This is a genomic window from Kineococcus sp. G2, from assembly GCF_037154035.1.
Classification (GTDB): Bacteria; Actinomycetota; Actinomycetes; order Actinomycetales; family Kineococcaceae; genus Kineococcus.
The window spans coordinates 55,565-77,004 of the sequence record NZ_JBBBEM010000085.1; the positions used below are offsets into that span (position 1 = coordinate 55,565).

18 protein-coding genes and 1 pseudogene are annotated in these 21,440 nt (G+C 74.6%); 5 read left to right on the forward strand and 14 right to left on the reverse strand.

Translation table 11 applies throughout. The annotated features are described in order from the left end of the window. Positions 1-55 precede the first annotated feature (55 nt). Together V9U69_RS12905 and V9U69_RS12910 are read right to left on the reverse strand one after the other, a co-directional pair. Positions 56-982 (reverse strand): hypothetical protein, encoded by a 927-nt coding sequence (locus tag V9U69_RS12905; protein WP_337062223.1) that lies wholly within the window; start codon positions 980-982, stop codon positions 56-58. Positions 983-1,140: 158 nt separating this feature from the next. Further along, the gene (locus V9U69_RS12910) at positions 1,141-2,088 is read right to left on the reverse strand and encodes an ATP-binding protein (protein WP_337062224.1); all 948 of its coding nucleotides are present in this window, start codon (positions 2,086-2,088) and stop codon (positions 1,141-1,143) included. Positions 2,089-2,257: 169 nt separating this feature from the next. Between V9U69_RS12910 and V9U69_RS12915 the strand changes: the two genes are divergently transcribed. The 4 genes from V9U69_RS12915 to V9U69_RS12930 all read left to right on the forward strand — a co-directional run bounded on the left by V9U69_RS12915 (position 2,258) and on the right by V9U69_RS12930 (position 7,368). Then, on the forward strand, positions 2,258-2,956 hold the full coding sequence (locus V9U69_RS12915) for a YqjF family protein (protein ID WP_442907762.1): 699 nt from the start codon (positions 2,258-2,260) through the stop codon (positions 2,954-2,956). A gap of 139 nt (positions 2,957-3,095) precedes the next feature. Beyond that, positions 3,096-4,508, forward strand: a complete 1,413-nt coding sequence (locus V9U69_RS12920; RefSeq protein WP_337062226.1) for a hemolysin family protein — start codon at positions 3,096-3,098, stop codon at positions 4,506-4,508. Beyond that, complete coding sequence (locus tag V9U69_RS12925; protein ID WP_337062227.1) at positions 4,505-5,530, forward strand: hemolysin family protein; 1,026 nt, start codon at positions 4,505-4,507, stop codon at positions 5,528-5,530. The genes V9U69_RS12920 and V9U69_RS12925 overlap by 4 nt, the downstream gene beginning before the upstream one ends. Positions 5,531-5,565: 35 nt before the next feature. Further along, entirely contained in the window at positions 5,566-7,368 is a 1,803-nt protein-coding gene (locus V9U69_RS12930) for a S9 family peptidase (protein ID WP_337062228.1), read from the forward strand. A 116-nt stretch (positions 7,369-7,484) separates the two neighbouring features. Here the strand turns inward: V9U69_RS12930 and V9U69_RS12935 are convergent, their stop codons facing one another. From V9U69_RS12935 to V9U69_RS12955, 5 genes are all read right to left on the reverse strand, one after another. Then, positions 7,485-8,732: an Nramp family divalent metal transporter gene (locus tag V9U69_RS12935; RefSeq protein WP_337062229.1), complete on the reverse strand. Its 1,248-nt coding sequence runs from the start codon at positions 8,730-8,732 to the stop codon at positions 7,485-7,487. A gap of 46 nt (positions 8,733-8,778) precedes the next feature. Then, entirely contained in the window at positions 8,779-9,246 is a 468-nt protein-coding gene (locus V9U69_RS12940; RefSeq protein WP_337062230.1) for a GNAT family N-acetyltransferase, read from the reverse strand. Next, complete coding sequence (locus V9U69_RS12945; protein ID WP_337062231.1) at positions 9,239-10,492, reverse strand: MFS transporter; 1,254 nt, start codon at positions 10,490-10,492, stop codon at positions 9,239-9,241. Before V9U69_RS12945 ends, V9U69_RS12940 begins: the two co-directional genes overlap by 8 nt. Before the next feature lie 159 nt (positions 10,493-10,651). Then, positions 10,652-12,220, reverse strand: coding sequence for an alanine/glycine:cation symporter family protein (locus tag V9U69_RS12950; protein ID WP_337062232.1), 1,569 nt, complete (start codon positions 12,218-12,220; stop codon positions 10,652-10,654). 99 nt (positions 12,221-12,319) lie between these two features. Then, positions 12,320-13,954 (reverse strand): ABC-F family ATP-binding cassette domain-containing protein, encoded by a 1,635-nt coding sequence (locus V9U69_RS12955; RefSeq protein WP_337062233.1) that lies wholly within the window; start codon positions 13,952-13,954, stop codon positions 12,320-12,322. Positions 13,955-14,180: 226 nt separating this feature from the next. On the opposite strand from V9U69_RS12955, the gene V9U69_RS12960 reads away from it, so the two are divergent. Then, positions 14,181-15,536 (forward strand): uracil-xanthine permease family protein, encoded by a 1,356-nt coding sequence (locus tag V9U69_RS12960; protein WP_337062234.1) that lies wholly within the window; start codon positions 14,181-14,183, stop codon positions 15,534-15,536. Positions 15,537-15,609: 73 nt separating this feature from the next. On the opposite strand, the gene V9U69_RS12965 is transcribed toward V9U69_RS12960, so the two are convergent. The 7 genes and pseudogenes from V9U69_RS12965 to V9U69_RS12995 form a co-directional block, all read right to left on the reverse strand. Next, a complete protein-coding gene (locus V9U69_RS12965; RefSeq protein ID WP_337062235.1) occupies positions 15,610-15,789 on the reverse strand; it encodes a hypothetical protein in 180 nt (59 codons plus the stop codon). 89 nt (positions 15,790-15,878) lie between these two features. Then, complete coding sequence (locus tag V9U69_RS12970; protein ID WP_337062236.1) at positions 15,879-17,300, reverse strand: GntP family permease; 1,422 nt, start codon at positions 17,298-17,300, stop codon at positions 15,879-15,881. Positions 17,301-17,459: 159 nt separating this feature from the next. Beyond that, complete coding sequence (locus tag V9U69_RS12975) at positions 17,460-18,527, reverse strand: aspartate-semialdehyde dehydrogenase (protein ID WP_337062237.1); 1,068 nt, start codon at positions 18,525-18,527, stop codon at positions 17,460-17,462. Beyond that, on the reverse strand, positions 18,524-19,816 hold the full coding sequence (locus tag V9U69_RS12980; RefSeq protein WP_337062238.1) for an aspartate kinase: 1,293 nt from the start codon (positions 19,814-19,816) through the stop codon (positions 18,524-18,526). The genes V9U69_RS12975 and V9U69_RS12980 overlap by 4 nt, the downstream gene beginning before the upstream one ends. Before the next feature lie 115 nt (positions 19,817-19,931). Then, positions 19,932-20,528, reverse strand: coding sequence for a DUF5063 domain-containing protein (locus V9U69_RS12985; RefSeq protein ID WP_337062239.1), 597 nt, complete (start codon positions 20,526-20,528; stop codon positions 19,932-19,934). Continuing rightward, entirely contained in the window at positions 20,521-21,120 is a 600-nt protein-coding gene (gene recR / locus V9U69_RS12990; RefSeq protein WP_337062240.1) for a recombination mediator RecR, read from the reverse strand. The genes V9U69_RS12985 and recR overlap by 8 nt, the downstream gene beginning before the upstream one ends. A gap of 43 nt (positions 21,121-21,163) precedes the next feature. After that, positions 21,164-21,440 (reverse strand): annotated as a pseudogene (locus tag V9U69_RS12995) (hypothetical protein); the annotation flags it as partial.

Sequence of the window (21,440 nt, forward strand, 5' to 3'; positions counted from 1 at the left end):
CCAGGAAGGTGTCCGGTGCCCGCCGCGGTGGGCCCGGACACCGGGGTCAGGACGCCTACAGGGCGTCGAACGTCCCCGTGACGCGGGTCCCGGGGGAGGTGTCACCGCCGGGAGGCCGGTGGCACGGCCGCAGCGGGACGCCGAGCGGGCCGCCGTCCGCGGTGAAGGTCGTGCACCGGAACGCGACGACGTCCCACTCGACCAGGGAGGCCGTGACGTGCCGTCCGTTCCAGGTGAACGCGGAGTCCGCGATCCGCACGCTGCACTGGAAGGCGTCCACGCCGGTCCCGTTGCGCTGCAGGGTGGTGCGTTTCAGGGACGCCTGGCCGCCCTGGTCGCAGCTCACGCCGGCGCCCCGGCTGCGGCGCACGGTGGTGTCGCGCAGCACCAGCCCGTCGCCGTCCACCTCGGCGGAGCGGAAGCCGCTCTCGTTGCGGTCGGCGGTGGAGCCGCCCACGAACAGGTCGCCGCCGGTGCTGGCGGACCCGGCGAGCCGGTTGCCGGTGAACCAGGTGTCCAGCACGACCAGGACGCCGCCCAGCCGCGCGGCGGCGCCGACGCCGTTGCCCTCCAGCCGGCCCTGCCGGACGACCGCGCGGACGGGCTGCTCGCCGTCCTCCGGCTCGTCGTCCACGTCGTCGTACGGGTCGGTCCCGGCGAGCACGCCGACGGACCAGCCGGCCACGGTGCCGTTGCGCACCACGACGTCCCGCGCCAGCACCCGCACGCCCACCGTCCCCGCGCCGGTCCCGGGGCCGGTGAGGGCGTGGCCGTTGAGGTTCAGCTCGATCCCGTCGGCGGCCAGGACGACGCCGTCCCCCTCGGGGCAGACCACGTCGGCGGCCAGGCGCACGCTGGTGGTGAGGACCGCCCCGCAGGGCACGGTGACGGCGCGCGGGGGTGCGGCGGCTGCGCTGGGCGCCAGGGCGAGCGCGCCGGCGAGCAGGGTGGCTGCGGTGGTGGTCGCGGTGGCGCGGGGCATGACGACACTCCTCGAGCGGGACGCCGTTGTCCCTGCGCAGGGTAGTCCTGTCGTGACGTTCCGGGGAGGGGCGCGAGGAGCCCGGACCGGGTGCGGGGCGGGCCGCGCGGGTGCCCGAGGACCGCCCCGTCGCGGGGCCCCGAACGGGCGGCGGACGGTCAGTCGAGCGGACCGCTCCACGGGCGCGGTTCGCCGCCGCTCAGCTGCCGCTCGAACTCCTCGACGATCCACGCGGCCAGCTCCGCCACGTCCGGCGGCTCACCCGTGGTGAGCAGTTCCGCGGCGCGGCCCAGGCGGTCCACCTCGGCCATGCGGGAGCGCCAGCGCCGCACCAGCTCCAGGTGCCCGGGGTGGCGCGCGTACTCCAGGTCCACGTGCTCCAGCCCGGCGGCCAGCGCCGCGACCTTGCGGGTCTCGGCGGCGTTGAGGTGCCCGCCGTACTCGGCGTCCAGCATCCCGGTGACCTCGCCCGCCAGCCCCGCCGTCCCCGGGTCGGGGAAGGCGTGCGCCAGGCCCATCAGCCGCAGCTCGCGCAGCACCGCCTCCCGGTGCTCGCGCAGCCGCACCCCGCGGCGCAGCGGGTAGCGCAGCAGCCGCACGGGCGGCTCGTCGCCCGGCGCCACCGGCGCGGGCGGCTCCTCGCCGAGGTCGGCCAGGACGGAGGCCCACTCCGCCGCCAGGGCGCTGTCGTCGTCCGCGCCCTCGTCCGCGTCCGCCGGGGTGGTGCTCAGCTCGCACCAGACGGTCTTGCCCCCGCCCTCGTCCTCACCGCGGGTGTCGGCGCCGCGGGCGACGCTGAGGGCGGTGAGCAGGGGCAGGCCGCGGCCGGTCGTGGCGGTCAGGCTGCGCGGCACCCACTGCGGCAGCACGGGGGAGGGGTCGGCCAGCGCCAGGCGCACCACCGGGCCCAGGTGCCGGACGGTGAGGAGCAGCGGGCCGCCGGCGTGCAGGACGGCGTTGGTGACGAGCTCGCTGGCGCAGACCTCCGCGTCGGCGACGACGTCGTCGTCCACCTGCCCGCCGAGGGTGCGGCGCACGTGGTGGCGGGCGCGGGCGGCGCTGCCGGTCTCCGCGGGCAGGCGCAGGGCGCCGTCGTCGTCCACCACGTGCCCCCTCCTCGCAGCCCTCAGCGCACTCTAGAGCTCGGTGACGCACCGTCGACACGCAGTCACCGAAGGGGGCGCCCGTGCCGGGACCGGCGCCCGGCGCCACCCTGGAGGGGTGATCGAGCGCCTGCCGTCGACGACCGCGCCGCCGCTGGACGGGCCGGTGGTGATGCACCAGCACTGGGACGACATCGCCTTCCTGCACTGGGCCGTCGACCCCGCCCTCGTCGCCCCCCACCTGCCGCCCGGCACCCGCCCCGACGTCCTCGACGGGCGCACCCACGTGGGCCTGCTGCCGTTCACGCTGCGCGGGGCCGGTGCGGGCACCCTTCCCGCGGTGCCGCACCTGGGCACGTTCCTGGAGACCAACGTGCGGTTCTACTCCGTCGACGACGCCGGCCGGCGCGGCGTCGTCTTCGCCAGCCTCGACGCCTCCCGCCTCGCCGTCGTCCTCGGCGCCCGCGCGGTGTTCGCCCTGCCGTACCGGTGGTCGCTGATGCGCCACGCCGTGCGGGTGCGCGACGGCGCCCGGGAGCTGCTGTGGACGTGCCGCACCCGCTCCGGCGCGACCAGCCGCATCGCCGTGCGGGAGGGAGGGCCGCTCGACGGACCCGACGACGTCGCCACGTTCGTCAGCGCCCGCTACGGCCTGCACGTCGCCCGCCGCGGGCGCACCCGGTGGATCGCCAACGAGCACGAGCCGTGGCCGCTGCGCAGCGCGGAACTGCTCGAGCTGGACGACGGCCTGGTCGCCGCCGCCGGGTTCGGCGACCTCGCGCACCGCGCCCCCGACCACGTCGCGTTCGCCCGCCGGGTCACCACCCGGTTCACGCTGCCGCGGGAACTCGGCCCAGCACCGGCCCGTTGAGCCGGGGGACACCCCGTCCCCGAGAACAGGAGAGGACCGCCGCCGCCGTGCGCGACGACAGTTCCGACGACCCCCCGAGTACCAGCACCGTCACCGCGCGACCCGCGCGCCCCCGCACCGCCGAGGGGGTGCGCACCCGGTGACGGACGTGCTCACCCTCCTCCTGGGCGTCCTCGTGGTCTGCGCGATCACCGCGGCCACCGCGTACTTCGTGGCGCAGGAGTTCGCCTACATGTCGGTGGACCGCTCCGAGCTGAACGCCCGGGCCGCCGCCGGTGACGCCGGCGCGCGCCGCGCCCTCGCCGTCACGAAGCGCACCTCGTTCATGCTGTCCGGCGCGCAGCTCGGCATCACCGTCACCGGCCTGCTCGTCGGGTACGTCGCCGAACCCCTCATCGGCGACTCGCTCGGCGCCCTGCTCGGCGGCGTCGGGATCCCGACCGCCGTCAGCGTCGGGACCGGCGCCGTCCTGGCGCTGGTGTTCTCCACGCTCGTGCAGATGCTCTTCGGCGAGCTGTTCCCGAAGAACTACGCCATCGCCCGGCCCCAGCCGGTCGCCACGTGGCTGGCCCGCTCCACGCTCGTCTACCTCAAGGTGCTCGGCTGGCTGATCCGGGTGTTCGACCAGGCGTCCAACCTGCTGCTGCGCGCGCTGCGCATCGAACCGGTGCACGACGTCGAGCACGCCGCGACCGCCCGCGACCTCGAGCACATCGTCGAGGAGTCCCGCGTCAGCGGGGACCTGCCGGACGACCTGGCCGTGATGCTCGACCGCATCCTCGACTTCCCCCGGCGCGACGTCGAGCACGCGATGATCCCCCGCGCGCGCGTCGACACCGTCACCGACACCGACGACCTCGGGCTGCTGCGGGCGCTGATGGCGGTCGGCCACTCCCGCTACCCGGTGCTGGCCGCCGGGACCGGCGACGTCGTCGGCGTCGTGCACCTGGCCGACCTGCTCACCACCACCGAACCCGACACCGCCCCGGTCACCGCGATCGCGCGCCCGCCGCTGGTCGTGTCCACCCTGACGGCCCTGCCGGACGTGCTGCGCGAGCTGACGCGGACGAGGAACCAGCTGGCCTGCGTCGTCGACGAGCACGGCGGTTTCGCCGGTGTCGTCACCGTCGAGGACCTCGCCGAGGAGCTCGTCGGGGAGATCACCGACGAGCACGACGAGGCGGGTTCCGGGTACGTGCCCGTGGAGGGCGACGGCGTGTGGGAGATGGCCGGTGAGGTGCACGTCGACGAGGTCGAGCGCTCCCTCGGCGTGGACCTGCCGCGCGGCGACTACGAGACCGTCGCCGGCCTCGTCATCGCCGCCCACGGCGGCCTGCCCCGGCCGGGTACCGCGCTGACCGTCGACCTGCCCGCGGACCCGGCCGACCTCGCCCTCGACGAGGACGCGGAGCCCCGCCGGCTGCACGTGCGCGTCCTCGCCGTCGAGCGGCACGTGCCCTCCCGGGTGCGCCTGGAACTGCCCGGCGCCGCCGAGGCTGCCGAGCCCGCTGGAACCACCGGACCCGCCACCGAGCAGGAGAACCCCCGATGAGTGACGACCCGCTGGTCGTCGTCCCCGTCACCGTCGCGATCGTCGCGCTGAGCGCGTTCTTCGTGGCGGTCGAGTTCGCCCTGCTGGCCGCCAAGCGGCACCGCCTGCAGGACGCCGCCGGCACCGCCTCCGGGCGCGCCGCGCTGCGCAGCTCCTCCGAGCTGACGGTGCTGCTGGCCGGTTCCCAGCTGGGCATCACCGCCTGCACCCTCGCCCTGGGCGCCGTCAGCAAGCCGGCGGTGCACCACTGGCTGACCCCGCTGTTCGAGGCCGCGGGCCTGCCCCTGGTCGCCGCCGACGTCCTGGGTTTCGTCCTCGCCCTGTTCGTCGTCACCTTCGTCCACCTCGTCGTCGGCGAGATGGCCCCGAAGTCCTGGGCCATCGCCCACCCGGAGCGCTCGGCGCTGCTCCTGGCGATCCCCATGCGCGCCTTCATGTGGGTCTTCCGCCCGGTGCTGAAGGCGCTGAACGCCGCCGCGAACGCGCTGGTGCGCCGGGCCGGCGCCGAACCGGCCGACGAGGTCGCCGCCGGGCACAGCCCCGACGCGCTGCGGCACCTGCTGGAGCACTCCGCGGACGTCGGTGCCCTCGACGCGCGGTTCTCCGCGCAGTTGTCGGGTGCGCTGGAGCTCCAGCGGCTGACGGTGCGCGAACTGCTGCGGCCCGGTGCGCCGCTGGCCGTGGTGCCGCCCACCGCGGACGCGGGGCGGGTGCGCGAGGTGACCCGGCGCACCGGGCACCTGCGCGTCCTCGTCGGCGCCCCCGACCGGGTCACCGGGGTGGTGCACGTGCGCGACACCCTCACCGAACCGGACGAGACCCCCGTCGCCCCGTTCGCCCGGCCGGTGTTCACACTCGCCGCGGGCACCACCGTGCACGCGGCGCTCACCGCGATGCGCGAGACCCGCAACCACCTCGCCGTCGTCACCGACGACGGAACCCGCGACGGCGCCGTGCAGGGCGTGGTCACCCTCGCCGACGTGCTGCGCCGCCTCCTCCCGGCACCCGCGACGGCGGGCTGAGCCGCCCGCGCGGGCGCCGTGGCACGATCGGCCGGGTGAGCGAACCGCAGCAGAACCCCGCCCCCGAGGTCCCCGTCTGGGAGCGGCGCTTCCGCGCCGGGCGGGTCGGGCTGCCCGAGTGGGCCGAGGACGCCCCGGACCGCTGCGTCGTGGAGGCCACCGTGCACGGGGTGCTGGAGGTGCACTCCTTCGACGCCGCCACCGGTGAGCTGCACCGCGCCACCGACCGGCCCGAGGGGACCTCCACCGCCACCGTCGACCCGGCGGGGGAGTTCGTGTGGTGGTTCGACGACACCGCCGGCGACGAGTTCGGGGTGTGGCGGCGCCAGCCGTTCGGCTCCGGCCCCGGCGAGGGCGTCGAGGACCCCCTCGGCGTCCCGGCCGCCTACCCGGCGGGGCTGGCGATCGGGCGCAGCGGCGTCGCCGTCGTCGGCGGCAGCGACGACGAGCACGGCACCCGGGTGCACGTCGTCGACGGCCCGGGTGGCGCCGCGCGCCTGCTGTACGCGCACCGCGAGGACGCCTGGGTGGCCGACCTCTCCCCGGACGAGGAGCTCGTCGCGCTCTCGCACTCCGAGCACGGCGACTCCCGCCACCCCGACCTGCGGGTGCTGCGCCTGGCCGACGGCACCGCGGTGCGGGAGCTGTCCGACGGCCCCGGCAAGGGCGTGTCCCCGATCGCGTTCAGCCCCGTGCCGGGCGACGCGCGCCTGCTCGTGGAGCACGAGCGCGCCGGCCGCGCCGAGCTCCTCGTCCTCGACGTCGCCACGGGGGAGGAGACCCCCGTCGTGCTCGGCGTGCCCGGGGAGGTCGCCGGCGCGGAGTGGACCCGCGACGGGCGCGGCCTGCTCGTGCTCGTGGACCACCGCGCCCGCACCCTGATGCACCGCGTGGACCTGGGCACTGGGCAGGTGGAGGCGGTCGGGCCGCGGGAGGGCAGCGTCGGCTCCGCCACCGCCCGCCCCGACGGGGACGTGTGGTTCACCTGGTCCTCCGCGGCCACCCCCACCGCCGTGCGCACCCTCGCCGGGGACGTGCTGCTGCGCGCGCCGGGCGAGACCGCGCCCGAGTCGGTGCCGGTGGAGGACGTGGACGTCGACGGCCCCGGCGGGCGCGTGCACGCGCTGCTGCGCCGCCCGCCCGGCGCCACCGGCCCGCTGCCGCTGGTGGTGGAGGTCCACGGCGGCCCCACCGCCCACGACACCGACGCGTTCCGCGCCTACCCGGCCGCCTGGGTGGACGAGGGGTACGCCGTCGTGCAGGTGAACTACCGCGGCTCCACCGGGTACGGCTCCGCGTGGCGCGACGCCCTGGAGGAGCGGGTCGGGCACACCGAGCTCGCCGACGTCGCCGCCGTCGCCGACCACCTCGTCGCCGCGGGCGTCGCCGACCCGGACCGGCTGGTCCTGGCGGGCGCCTCCTGGGGCGGGTACCTGACGCTGCTGGGCCTGGGCACGCAACCGCAGCGGTGGGCGGTGGGCCTGGCCGCGGTGCCGGTGGCGGACTACGTCGCCGCCTACGAGGACGAGATGGAGGGGCTGAAGGCGTTCGACCGCTCCCTGTTCGGCGGCTCCCCGCAGCAGGTGCCCGAGAAGTACGCGGACTCCTCGCCGATCACGTACGTGGACGGGGTGCGCGCCCCGGTGCTGGTGCTGGCCGGGCAGAACGACCCGCGCTGCCCGATCCGGCAGATCGAGAACTACCTGGCGCGGCTGGAGGCGCGCGGCGTCGCGCACGAGACGTACCGCTACGACGCCGGGCACGGTTCCCTGCTGGACGACGAGCGGGTGCGCCAGATGCGCGTCGAGCTCGACTTCGCCCGCCGCCACCTCCCCTGACCCCCGAACCCCCCCGCCCCCGCGGTGATCAAGGAAGGTGCAACATGCATGATCGTCGTGATCAAGGAAGTTGCCACTTCCTTGATCACCGTGGGGGAGGGAGGGGCGGGGAGGGGTCAGGCGGTGAAGGTCAGGTACAGCAGGGCGGCGTTCAGGGCGACGACGAGGGCCACGGCGGCGATCGCCACCGCGCGCGTGCCGGCCCGGTTGACGTGCTCGCCCATCAGCTCGCGCGAACCGGTCAGCCGCACCAGCGGCACCAGCGCGAACGGGATGCCGAAGCTCAGCACCACCTGGCTCACCACCAGCGCGCGCGTCGGGTCCACCCCCGCCGCCAGGCACACCAGGGCCGGTACGAGCGTGACGCACCGGCGCACCAGCAGCGGCACGTCGATCCGCAGCAACCCCTGCATGATCACCGAGCCGGCGTAGGCGCCCACCGACGTCGACGCCAGCCCGGACGCGAGCAGCCCGATCGCGAACAGCAGCGCCGCCCCCGCGCCCAGGCCGTCGAGGACCGCGGCGTGCGCGCCCTCCAGGGTGTCGGTGCCCGGCACGCCCCGCAGCGCGGACGCGGCCAGCAGCAGCATGGAGATGTTCACCACGCCCGCCAGCACCAGCGCGCTGAGCACGTCCACGCGGGTGGCGGCGAGCACGCGCCGCCGCCGGCCGGGCGCCACCTCGCCGTGGTGGTCGCGCGCCATCGCCGAGTGCAGGTAGATCGCGTGCGGCATGACGGTCGCGCCCAGCATGCTCGCGGCCAGCAGGACGGTGTCGGCGCCGGCGAACCGCGGCACCAGCCCGGCGGCGGCCTCGCCCGGGTCCGGCGGGGCGAGCACCACCCCCGAGACGAACCCGGCGACGACCACCAGCAGCAGCGCCACGACCGCCGCCTCGAACCAGCGCACCCCCGCCCGGTTGTGCAGGGCGAGCAGCACCAGGGACGCGGCGCCGGTGATGAGGCCGCCGGTGAACAGGGGGGTGCCGAAGAGCAGGTTCAGGGCGACGGCGCCGCCGATGACCTCGGCGAGGTCGGTGGCCACCGCCACCAGTTCCGCCTGCCCCCAGTAGGCCAGGCGGGCGGGCCGGCCCAGGCGCTCGCGCAGCAGCTCCGGCAGGGTGCGCCCGGTGACGACGCTGAGCTTGGCGGACAGGTACTGCACGAGCACCGCCATGGCGTTGGCGGCCACGAGCACCCACAGCAGCAGGTAGCCGTAGCGGGCGCCGGCGGTGAGGTTCGCGGCGACGTTGCCGGGATCGACGTAGGCGATGGAGGCGACGAACGCCGGGCCGAGCAGGCGCAGCAGCCCCGCGCGGGAGGTGCGGGTGTTCTCCTGCTCGGCCGGGCGCGCGTCCGTGGTCACGGCGCGAACGTACACACGGTTTCGGTTGACCGAAACTTCAGGTGGATCACAGCTCCTTGCCGAAGCACAGGCACAGCGGGCTGTCCGCCCACTGCCCGAACGGCGCGATCCGCTCGTACCCCAGCGCCGTGTAGAGGGCGATCGCCTCCGGCTGCGCCGTGCCGGTCTCCAGCCGCACCCGCCGCGCCCCGCGCTCGCGGGCCAGGTCCTCGAACGCCCCCACGAGCCGCTTCGCGACCCCGCGGCCGCGGGCGCCCGCGCGCACGAACACCCGCTTCATGTCCACGCCGCCGGGGAACTCCGCCGGGTCGGCGTCCGCCTGCGCGATGCACCCGGCGGGCTCGCCGTCCAGCAGCCCCAGCAGGAACCGCGCGTCCGGCGCCAGGTGGTACTCCTCCCGGCTGCCCGAGGGGTAGCGGCGCAGCAGCTCGTCCACCGCCTCGGTCAGCAGCGCCTCCAGGCGTGCGTCGCCGCGCTCGGCGGGCACCACCGCGACCCCCGCCGACTCAGGCACCGGTCTGCTCCTCCGTGGGCGTGGGCGTGGGCGTGGGCGTGGCGGTGCGCACCGGGCGCCGCCGCTGCACCGGCACCGCGGCGACCGCCGGGTCCAGCGGGGCGCGGCCCGTGGTGTCGGCGCGCGTGGCGAGCGCCAGCACGACCAGGCCCACCAGCGACAGCCCGACGGCCACCAGGGCGGGGGAGGCGTAGCCGAAGCCGGCGTCGATGACCGCCCCGCCGAGGAAGGCGCCCATCGCGTTGCCGGTGTTGAACGCCGCCTGCATGGCGGCCGAGGCCATGCTGGCCCCGCCGCCGGCGGCGACGATCCCGCGCGTCTGGATCGCCGCGGACATCGAGAACGCGACGAACGCGAACGCGAACACCCCGGCGGCCGCGGCGAGCGGGGAGGAGGCCAGCGCGAACAGCGCCGCGTACACCACCACCAGGCCCGCCATCCCCATCACCAGGGTGTTCTGCACGGACCAGTCGGACAGGCGCCCGCCCAGCAGGTTGCCCGCCGTGGCGCCCAGGCCGAAGAGCACCAGCACCCACGACACCGACGACTCCGACAGCCCGGAGACCTCCGTCAGCAGCGGCGAGACGTAGCTGAGGACGGTGAACAGCCCGCCGAAGCCGATGACCGTGATGAGCAGCGTCAGCCACACCTGCCCGCGCCGGAACGCGCCCAGCTCGGTGCGCAGCGAGCCGGTGCCCACCCGCACGTCCGGCACGAGCGCGGCGATGGCGGCGACGGTGCCCACGCCGATGACACCGACCAGCCCGTACGTGACGCGCCAGCCGGCCTGCTGGCCCAGCCAGGTGCCCAGCGGCACGCCGACGACGTTCGCCACGGTCAGGCCGGCGAACACCAGCGACATCGCCCGCCCCTCCCTCCCGGCGGGGGCCAGGGCGCGGGCCACGACGGCGGAGGCGCCGAAGAACGCGCCGTGCGCCAGGCCGGTGAAGAAGCGGGCGCCCACGAGTGTCGCGAAGGTGGGGGCGAGCGCCGTGGCGGCGTGCCCGGCGGTGAACAGGACCATGAGGCCGATGAGGACCTGCCGGCGCGGGCGCGCGTGGGTCAGGGCCGTCAGGGTGGGGGCGCCGACGACGACGCCGATCGCGTAGGCGGTGATGATCCAGCCGGCGAGCGGGATGGACACGCCGAACGCCTCGGCGACCTGCGGCAGCAGGCCCATGGAGACGAACTCGGTGGTCCCGATCCCGAAGGCGCCGACGGCCAGGGCCAGGAGGGCGAGGGGCACGGTGGTGCTTCTTCCTGCAGAGCGGTGCGGGTGGGGGTGTCGAGGTGCGCCGTCGCCCGGTCGACACCCCGATCATCGCGCACCGCGGCCCCCGTCGTCCCCACCGCGCGCGACGGCCCCCGGCGCGGTGCGCCGGGGGCCGTCGGGGAGGGGGAGGGGTCAGGCGGTGGTGACGTCCTCGCCCTCGCGGGCCAGCTTGCCGCTGTGGCGGTCGGCGAGGTAGCGGCGCATCTCGTCCTTGACGACCGGCGCCAGGATGTACAGGCCGATGATGTTGACCAGGGCGCAGAGGAAGAGCATCGCGTCCGCCAGGGTCAGCACGGAGCTGAAGGTCATCACGGTGCCGATGACGGTGAAGGCGCAGTAGATGACCTTGAAGGTGAGCAGGCTGGCGCTGGAGCGGCCGAAGAAGTGCGCCCAGGCCTTCTCGGAGTAGTAGCTCCAGGTGATGAGGGTGGAGAACGCGAAGAGCGCCACGGCGATCGCCAGCACGATCGGGAACCAGGAGATGACGCTCTCGAAGGCGTCGGAGGTCAGGACCACGCCGTCGGCGCCGGTGGAGCCGGTCTCGGCGACCTCGTCGCGGGCGTCCAGCCAGCTGGCGGGGCTCGCGATGATGATCGTCAGCGCCGTCATGGTGCAGATGACCACGGTGTCGATGAACGGCTCCAGCAGGGCCACGAAGCCCTCGGAGACGGGCCGGTGGGTCTTGACCGCGGAGTGGGCGATGGGAGCGGAACCGATGCCGGCCTCGTTGGAGAAGGCCGCGCGCTGGAAGCCGACGATGAGGGCGCCGAGCACGCCGCCCGCGACGCCCTCGGGGTTGAAGGCGTTGGTCAGGATCGCGCCGATCGCCTCGGGGACCTGGCCGACGTTGCCGAGGATGACGATGAGGCAGGCGAGCACGTAGACGATCGCCATGGCGGGCACCAGCTTGGCCGTGACCCGGCCGATGGAGCTGATGCCGCCGAGGATGACCAGGCCGACGAGCACGGCGAGCACCAGGCCGAAGACGAAGGCGGCGCCGTCGCCGCCCAGGAAGCCGTCCTCGCCGCCGGTGATGTTGCGGAACTGCGCGAACGTCTGGTTGGCCTGGAACATGTTGCCGCCGGCCACGCCGAAGAAGAAGATCGCGACGGCGAAGACCCCGGTGAGGATGGTCCCGACCCAGGTCACCTTCAGCTTGGCGAACGCCACCTTCAGGTAGCGGAACGGCCCGCCGGTGACGCTGCCGTCCTCGTGGATCTCGCGGTACTTCACGCCCAGGGTGCACTCGACGAACTTCGTGCACATGCCGAGCAGGCCGGCGACGATCATCCAGAAGGTGGCGCCCGGCCCGCCGACGGTGACCGCGACGGCCACGCCGGCGATGTTGCCCAGGCCGACCGTGCCCGAGACGGCGCTGGTCAGGGCCTGGAAGTGGGTGACCTCGCCGGGGTCGGCGTCCCTGCTGAACCGCCCGCGGATGGTCTCGATCGCGAGCTTCAGCCCCCGGACCTGGATGAAGCCGAAGTAGACGGTGAAGATCAGGCCGGCGAGAACGAGCCAGCCGACGATGAGGGGGAAGGTCGCCCCGCCGATGCTCACCGAGTAGAAGATCACGTCGCTCAGCGCGGTCGCGATGTCGGAGAAGACGCTGTCGACGCTCGACTCGATGCTGGCGAGCACGCCGCTGTCGGGTTCCACCGCGGTGGAGGCCCCGAGGGCGTGGAGGGTCGCTGATGGCATTGGCGCAGGGAAGCGCTTCCGGGCTGCGGCGTCAACCGCTACCCGCAGCGCTTGCCCAGCCGCAACGAAGTCGTAACGTGGCGGTGCGTGCGGGGGTGCTCACAGCTCCCGGACGGTGCCGTCCTCCACGACCACCCGGCGCGTCACCCGCACCGCCTCCAGCAGGCGGCGGTCGTGGCTGACCAGCAGCAACGTGCCCGGGTAGCCCTCCAGCGCCTGCTCCAGCTGCTCGATCGCCGGCAGGTCCAGGTGGTTCGTCGGCTCGTCCAGCACCAGCAGGTTCACCCCGCGCGCCTGCAGCAGCGCCAGCGCCGCCCGGGTGCGCTCACCCGGCGACAGGCTGGACGCGGGGCGGCCCACGTGCGCGGCTCCCAGGCCGAACTTCGCCAGCAGCGTGCGCACCTCCGCGTCCGGCTGCTCGGGCACCGCGTCGGCGAACGCCCGCACCAGCGGCTCCCCGCCCAGGAACAGCCCGCGCGCCTGGTCCACCTCGCCCACCTCGACGCCCGAGCCGAGCGAGGCCGCCCCGGCGTCGGGGCCCAGGCGTCCCAGCAGCAGGTGCAGCAGGGTCGTCTTGCCCGCGCCGTTCGGGCCGGTCACGGCGACGCGGTCGCCCGCGTCCACCTGCAGGTCCACCGGGCCCAGGGTGAACGCGCCCCGCCGCACCACCGCCCCGCGCAGCGTCGCCACCACCGAACCGGAGCGCGGCGCCGCCGCGATCGACATGCGCAGCTCCCACTCCTTGCGGGGCTCCTCCACGACCTCCAGCCGCTCGATCCTCCGCTCCGTCTGACGGGCCTTCGCGGCCTGCTTCTCGCTGCCCTCGCGCATCTTCGCCCGGATGTTCTTGTCCGGGTCGCCCTTGCGCACCGCGTTGCGCGCCCCCTTGGCCATCCAGTTGCGCTGCATCCGGGCGCGCGCCTCCAGCCCCGAGCGCGTGTCCGCGTACTCCGCGTACTCCTCGCGGGCGTGCCGGCGCTGCACCTCACGCTCCGCCAGGAACGCCTCGTACCCGCCGCCGACGACCCGCACCAGCTGCTGCGCCAGGTCCAGCTCCACCACCCGGTCCACGGTCCGGGTCAGGAACTCGCGGTCGTGGCTGACGACGACGGCCGGGGAGCGCAGCTGCGTCACGAACCGCTCCAGGCGCGCCAGCCCGTCCAGGTCCAGGTCGTTCGTGGGCTCGTCCAGCAGGAAGACGTCGTAGCGCGAGAGCAGCAGCGCCGCCAGGCCGGCGCGCGCCGCCTGCCCGCCCGACAGGGCCGTCATCGCCACCTGCGCGTCCACGGCCAGGCCCAGGTCGGCCAGCACCTCCTCGCGGCGCTCGTCGAGGTCGGCGCCGCCCAGGGCCAGCCAGCGGTCCAGCGCGTCCGCGTAGCGGTCGTCGGCGCCGGGCGCGCCCTCGGCCAGCTCCTGCGCGGCGGCGTCCATCGCCTCCTGCGCCGCCGCCACGCCCGTGCGCCGGCCCAGGAACGCGGCGACGCTCTCGCCGGGGCGGCGCTCCGGCTCCTGCGGCAGGTAGCCGACGGTCGCGGTGGGCGGCGACAGGGAGACCGCGCCGGACTCGGGGCGGTCCAGCCCCGCCAGCAGCCGCAGCAGCGTGGACTTGCCCGCCCCGTTGGCGCCGACCAGGCCGACGACGTCGCCGGGGGCGATCACGAGGTCCAGGCCGGAGAAGAGGCTGCGCGTCCCGTGCGCCGCGCTGAGGTCCTTGGCGACGAGGGTTGCGCTCACCCCCCCATCCTCCCCGACCCCGCCTCCACCCCGCCTCCACCCCGCCTCCACCCCGCCTCCACCCCGCCCCGGCCCTCCTCCCCCGACCCCCCTCTCCCACGGTGATCAAGGAAGTTGCAACTTCCTTGATCACCGTGGGGGAGGCGGTGGAGCGTCGGGGACGCCCTAGTCTTCACGGCGCCTCGCGGGCGATCGTCTGCGAGCGGCAGCGGTGGGAGGAGACGGCGTGGCGGGGATCGGCTGGCGGGTGCACGGCGACGGGCGGGAGGTGCGGCCCGGGGCGGTCGTCGAACCGGGGGAGCGGCTGAGCTGGCCGCGCACCGTCGGCATCGGCCTGCAGCACGTCGTGGCGATGTTCGGGGCCACGATCCTCGTGCCGGCCATCACCGGGTTCCCCGCGGCGACGACGTTGTTCTTCTCCGCCGTCGGCACCGTCCTGTTCCTGCTGATCACCGGCAACCGGCTGCCCAGCTACCTCGGCTCGTCGTTCGCGTTCATCGCCCCCATCGCGGCGGCCGTCGCCACCGGTGGCCTCGCCGTCGCCGCGGGCGGCATCCTGCTGACCGGCGTGCTGCTGGCGCTCGTCGGCGCCGTCGTGCACGTGGCGGGCTCGCGGTGGATCGACGCGCTGATGCCCCCGGTGGTCACCGGCACCATCGTGGCGCTCATCGGCCTGAACCTGGCCCCCACCGCCTGGGGCACCTGCCAGAGCGACGGCTCCTGCTCCGGCTTCCGCGCCGCGCCCGTCACCGCCCTGGTGACCCTCGGCGCGATCGTGCTGGCGACGGTGCTGTTCCGCGGGATGCTGGGGCGCCTGGCGATCCTCGTCGGCGTCGTCGTCGGGTACGCGTGCGCGGTGCTGCGCGGCGAGGTCGACTTCGAGCAGGTGCGGCAGGCGGCCTGGTTCGGGCTGCCGCAGTTCACCGCCCCCGCCTTCGACGCGAGCGTCCTCGGGCTCTTCCTGCCGGTGGTGTTCGTCCTGGTCGCCGAGAACGTCGGTCACGTGAAGTCGGTGGCCGCCATGACGGGCCGGGACCTGGACCCCCTCACCGGGCGCGCGTTGCTCGCCGACGGCCTGGCCACCACCCTCGCCGGCGCCGGCGGCGGGTCCGGCACCACCACGTACGCGGAGAACATCGGCGTCATGGCGGCCACCAGGGTGTACTCCACCGCCGCCTACTGGGGCGCGGCCGCCGCCGCGCTGGTGCTGAGCTTCTCCCCGAAGTTCGGCGCGCTCGTCGGCTCCGTGCCCGCCGGCGTCCTCGGCGGGGCGGCGACCCTGCTGTACGGGATGATCGGCATCCTGGGGGCGCGCATCTGGGTGCAGAACCGCGTCGACTTCTCGAACCCGGTGAACCTCACCACCGCCGCGATCGCCCTCGTCGTGGGCATCGCGAACTACAGCTGGGTGCCGCGCGAGGGCCTGGCGTTCGAGGGCATCGCCCTGGGCACCGCCACCGCGATCGGCGTGTTCCACCTCATGCGCCTGCTGGCCCGGTGGCGCGGGACCACGCAGGAGGCGGCGACCCCGGCGTCGGTGCCGGGCGGTGCCGAGCTGGAGGGGCGCCCGGACGGGCGCTGACGGGCACCGACGGGTCCCGGACGCGACAGCGCGCCCCGCAGGAGGTTCCTGCGGGGCGCGCTGTGCGGCGGGCTCAGTCGGGCAGCGGGCCGTCCTCGGCGCTGCGCTCGGGGCTCACGTTGCTGCCCTGCTCCTCGCCCTGCGGGCCGGTGCCCGGGGCGGTGGGCGGCGCGCCGTTGCCGGGGTCCGCGGCGGGGACCTCGACCTCGCCGGCGTCCTTCTCGTGCGGGGTGAAGGGCTCCATCATCGACACGGTCGTCTCCTCCTCAAGGCTCGACGGACCCCCACCCGACCACGTGCGCCCGGTGTCCGCGACCGGGGCGCACGCGGTTCAGGCGCTGTTCACGAGACGATCGCGTACAGCACCCAGACGAGGCCGAAGGCCATGAACCCGATCGCGGTGGCGATGACGCTCCACGTGCGCAGGGTCGTGGCGGTGTCCAGGCCGAGGAAGCGGCCCACCAGCCAGAACCCGGAGTCGTTGACGTGGGAGAAGGAGATGGCGCCGGCGGTGATGGCGACGGTGATGCAGGCCAGCTGCAGCGCCGACAGCTCCGGTGCGGCCGCCACGGCCGGTGCCAGCAGGCCCGCCGCGGTGGTGCCCGCCACGGTGGCCGAACCCTGCGCCACCCGCAGCGCGACGGCGATGACGAACCCGGCCAGGATCAGCGGCAGGCCGGCGGCGTCCAGGCCGTCGGCCAGCGCGCCGCCGATTCCGGTGGTGGTCAGGACGCGGCCGAACATCCCGCCGGCGCCGGTGATGAGGATGATGGAGCAGACCGGTGCCAGGGCGTCGTCGACGAGGTCCTCCAGCCGGGAACCCACCTTGCCGCGGTTGGGGCGCACCACCAGCAGGAGCAGCGCCAGGACGCTGGTGATGAGCAGCGCGACCGGCGTGGCACCGACGAGCTGCAGCGCCTCGATCAGCGGGTTGTCCTCGTCGGCCCCGTAGCTGGTGACGGCCGTGTCCGAGGCGGTGCCGCAGAAGATGAGGACCAGCGGCAGCAGCAGCAGGAGCAGCACGACGCCGAAGCGCGGGCGCGGCTGGTCGCTGGAGGGGGTGCCCAGCAGTTCGGGCACCGGGAAGGAGGGGGTGCGTCGCGCCAGGACGAGCGCCAGGCGGTACCCGGCCACGTACCAGGTGGGCAGGCCCACGAGCAGGCCCACGACGAGCGTGAGGCCGACGTCGGCGCCGAGGATCTCGGAGGCCGCCACCGGGCCCGGGTGCGGCGGGACGAGCGCGTGCATCATCAGGAACGCACCGGCCGACGGCAGCGCGTAGAGCAGGAGCGAACCGCCCAGGCGGCGCGCCACCGTGTAGATGATCGGCAGCATGACGACGAACGCGGCGTCCAGGAAGATCGGGAACCCGTAGAGGAGCGAGGCCACGGACAGGGCCAGCGGTGCGCGCTTCTCGCCGAAGCGGGAGACGAGGGTGTCGGCGAGCACCTGCGCGCCGCCTGACGTCTCGATGATGCGGCCGAGCACGGCGCCGAAACCGACGAGCAGCGCGACCGTGCCGAGCGTGCCGCCGAACCCGGCGACGAGGACGTCGACCAGTTCGCCGATCGGGATGCCGGCCGCGAGCGCCGTCAGCAGGCTGACGATGACCAGCGAGTAGAACGCGTGCAGCCGCACCTTGATGATCAGCACGAGCAGCAGCGCGATGGCGAGCACCGCGGTGATCAGCAGGAACGCGGTGGAGCGGGGGGAGGTGACCTCCGCGGCCTGTGCGGCCAGGACCGCGGGCAAGGAGGTGGACATGCGGGGCAGCCCTTCTTCGGTGACGGGACCACCGCACCCTATCCGCGATTTTCTATACGATCTTTCACCCGTTCGACCCCCGTGGTGACGCTGGATGCCGGGAACGCAGACGGCCCGTCACCCTGGGCGGGGTGACGGGCCGTTGCAGCGTCGGTGCGGTCAGGCGGTGAGCTCGGCCGCCACCAGCTCCGCGATCTGCGCGGTGTTCAGCGCCGCGCCCTTGCGCAGGTTGTCCCCGCACACGAACAGGTCGAGCGTGTTCGGGAAGTCCAGGGCCTGCCGCAGCCGGCCGACGACCGTCGGGTCGCCGCCCACGGTGGTCGCCGGGGTGGGGAACACCCCGTTGGCGAGGTCGTCGCGCACCTCGACGCTGGGCGCGGCCTCCAGCGCGGCGCGGGCCTCGTCCACGGACACGTCCGAGGCGAACGTCGCGTGCACCGCCAGGGAGTGCGTCGTCAGCACCGGCACCCGCACGCAGGTCGCCGACACCTTCAGGTCCGGGATGCCGAGGATCTTGCGGGACTCGTTGCGGACCTTCAGCTCCTCGCTGGTCCAGCCGTCCGCCTTCAGCGACCCCGCGACCGGGATGACGTTGAGGACGAGGTTCTCCTGGAACGGGGACTCCGCACCCAGCTTCGCCTCGATCGCCGCGGCGGTGTCGCCGGAGCTCTGGCCCAGCGTGCGCTGGCCGGCGACGACCTCCAGCTCGTCGTACAGGCGGTCCACGCCGGGCTGCCCCGCACCGGAGGCCGCCTGGTAGCTGGCCACGACCAACTCGGTCAGCTGCCACTTCGCGTGCAGGGCGCCCAGGGCGTCCATCATCGTCAGCGTCGTGCAGTTCGGGTTCGCGATGATGCCGCGCGGGCGGTTCCGCGCCGCCTCGCCGTTGACCTCCGGCACCACCAGCGGCACGTCCGGGTCCATCCGGAACGCGCCGGAGTTGTCCACGGCCACCGCGCCGCGCTGCGCCGCGATCGGCGCCCACTGCGCGGACACCTCGTCCGGCACGTCGAACATGGCGACGTCGACGCCGTCGAAGACCTCCGGCGTCAGCTCCCGCACCACGACGTCCTCGCCGCGCACCCGCAGCACCTTGCCGGCGGAGCGGGCCGAGGCGACGAGGCGGATCTCGCCCCACACGTCGGGGCGCTCGGTGAGGATGCCGAGCATCACGGAGCCGACGGCGCCGGTGGCGCCGACGACCGCGAGGGTGGGCTTGCGACTCATCGTCCGGTACCTCCGTAGACCACGGCCTCGGCCTCGGAATCCAGGCCGAACGCGGTGTGCACGGCGCGCACCGCGTCGTCGAGCTGCTCGGCGCGGGTGACGACCGAGATGCGGATCTCCGAGGTGGAGATCATGTCCATGTTGATGCCCTGCGCGCCGAGCGCGTCGAAGAACGTCGCCGACACCCCCGGGTGCGAGCGCATGCCCACCCCGATCAGCGACACCTTGCCGATCTGGTCGTCGAACTCCAGGCGCTCGAAGCCCACGGCGGCCTGCACCTTGCCCAGCGCCACCGCCGCCGTCTGGCCCTCCGACTTCGGCAGGGTGAAGGAGATGTCGGTGCGGTTGGAGGCGCCGACGGAGTTGTTCTGGACGATCATGTCGATGTTGATCTCCGCCTCGGCGACCGCCTTGAAGATGGCGGCGGCCGTGCCCGGGGTGTTCGGCACCCCCACCACGGTGATCTTCGCCTCGCTGCGGTCGTGCGCGACGCCGGAGATGATCGGCTGTTCCACGGTTTCCTCCACGGCGTGGGAGCTGAGGCCGGCGGGGACGGGGGAGTCCGTCACCCAGGTGCCCTCGTGCGCGCTGAAGGAGCTGCGCACGTGGATGGGCAGGTCGTAGTTCCGCGCGTACTCCACGCAGCGCAGCATGAGGATCTTCGCGCCCGAGGCCGCCATCTCCAGCATCTCCTCGCTGGCGATGCGGCTGATCTTGCGGGCGGTGGGCACGATGCGCGGGTCGGCGGTGAACACGCCGTCCACGTCGGTGTAGATCTCGCAGACGTCGGCCTTCAGGGCCGCGGCCAGCGCCACCGCCGTGGTGTCCGAGCCGCCGCGGCCCAGGGTGGTGATGTCCTTCGTGTCCTGGCTGACGCCCTGGAAGCCCGCGACGATGGCGATGGCGCCCTCGTCCAGCGCGGTGCGGATGCGCCCGGGCGTCACGTCGATGATCCGGGCCCGCCCGTGCGAGGAGTCGGTGATGACCCCCGCCTGCGACCCGGTGAACGAGCGCGCCTCGAGCCCGAGGTTGCTGATCGCCATGGCCAGGACCGCCATGGAGATGCGCTCGCCGGAGGTGAGCAGCATGTCCAGCTCGCGCGCCGGCGGCATGGGGGAAACCTTCTCGGCCAGGTCGATGAGCTCGTCGGTGGTGTCGCCCATCGCGGAGACCACGACGACGACCTCGTGACCGGCGCGCTTCGTCGCCGCGATCCGCTTGGCGACGCGCTTGATCCCGTCGGCGTCAGCGACCGAGGAACCGCCGTACTTCTGCACCACGAGAGCCACGACGGGCGATTCTACGGAAGGGCGCGCGGTGCTCCCGGCCGTGCCCAGCGCACCGCGCGCGCGCTGAGCAGGCAGGGGGCCGCGGGTGGCGCGGACCGGGCGTTCTGCCCACTGATCACGGGTGCAGGGCGTCGAACTCCGCGTCCGAGGCCGTCTCGGCGTCCACGTCCAGGCGCAGGTGGCCCAGCACCGACTGCAGCACCCGCAGCGCCGCGGAGGAGCGCGGCCCCCACGACGACAGGTACGAGAACTGCCACCACCACAGCGCCTCGGTGACCTCGCCGCGCTCGAAGTGCCGCAGGCCGTGCACGAGGTCCGCGGCCACCGAGGCGAGGTCGTCCGACAGGGCGCCGCGCACCAGCTCCGCGCCCGTCAGGGGGTCCGCCACGTCGGCGTAGTCGTCCAGCCCCTCCAGGACGTTGGCCAGGCTGGCGCGCACCGGGTCCACGTCCGGGTCGGGCCCGGCGTCCGGCTCGAAGCGGCGCGCCGGCACCACGTCGGCCACCGCGCCCAGCCGGGCGCCCGTCACCTGCACCTGGCTGACCGCCAGCAGCAGCACCGACAGGGCGGTGGAGCCCATCTGGCCGCTGGCCACCTCGGTGACCGCGTCGAGGTAGGCGCGGGCCTCCAGGGCCGTGACCGCCGCCAGCTCCGCCAGCTCCACGGCCTCGGCGGCCTCCGCGCCGGTGGTGTCGATCGTTCCGTCAGCCATCCAGGGACCTCCGTCCGGCGAACGCCCGCCCGAGCGTCACCTCGTCGGCGTACTCCAGGTCGCCGCCCACCGGCAACCCCGAGGCCAGCCGCGTCACCTTCAGCCCCATCGGCCGCAGCAGCCGGGCCAGGTACGTCGCCGTCGCCTCGCCCTCCAGGTTGGGGTCGGTCGCGATGATCGTCTCGGTGACCTCCCCGGAGCTCAGCCGCCCCAGCAGCTCGCGCACCCGCAGGTCGTCCGGGCCCACGCCCTCCATGGGGCTGATCGCGCCGCCCAGCACGTGGTAGCGGCCGCGGAACTCGCGGGTGCGCTCGATGGCGACGACGTCCTTGGACTCCTCCACCACGCAGATGACCGCCGGGTCGCGTCGCGGGTCCCGGCACACCCGGCACAGCTGCTCCTGCGAGACGTTGCCGCACACCTCGCAGAAGCGCACGCGGCTCTTGACCTCGGTGAGGACCTCGGCGAGGCGGCGCACGTCGGCCGCGTCGGCCGCCAGCAGGTGGAACGCGATGCGCTGCGCGCTCTTGGGGCCGACGCCGGGCAGCCGTCCGAGCTCGTCGATCAGGTCCTGGACGACTCCTTCGTACACGCGGGAAGACTACGTGCCGCCGCCGACACCCGCCCCGGGCGCGTCAGGGGCCCTCGTCGGTGGAGATGACCGTGCCGCCGAGCATCTGCTCCACCACCGCCGCGCCCACCAGCTGGGAGTCCTCGGCGTCCTCGTCGTCGCGGCTGGGGACGTCCTCCTCCAGCGGCGCGGACGGCGCGGCCACCGGTTCCGGGGCGCGCGGCGACTGGGGACGCTGCGACTGGGGACGCTGCGACTGGGGACGCTGCGACTGGGGACGCTGCGGCGCGGGGTGCTGCGGCGCGGGGTGCTGCGCGCGCCGCGGCGCCGAGAGGTGCTCC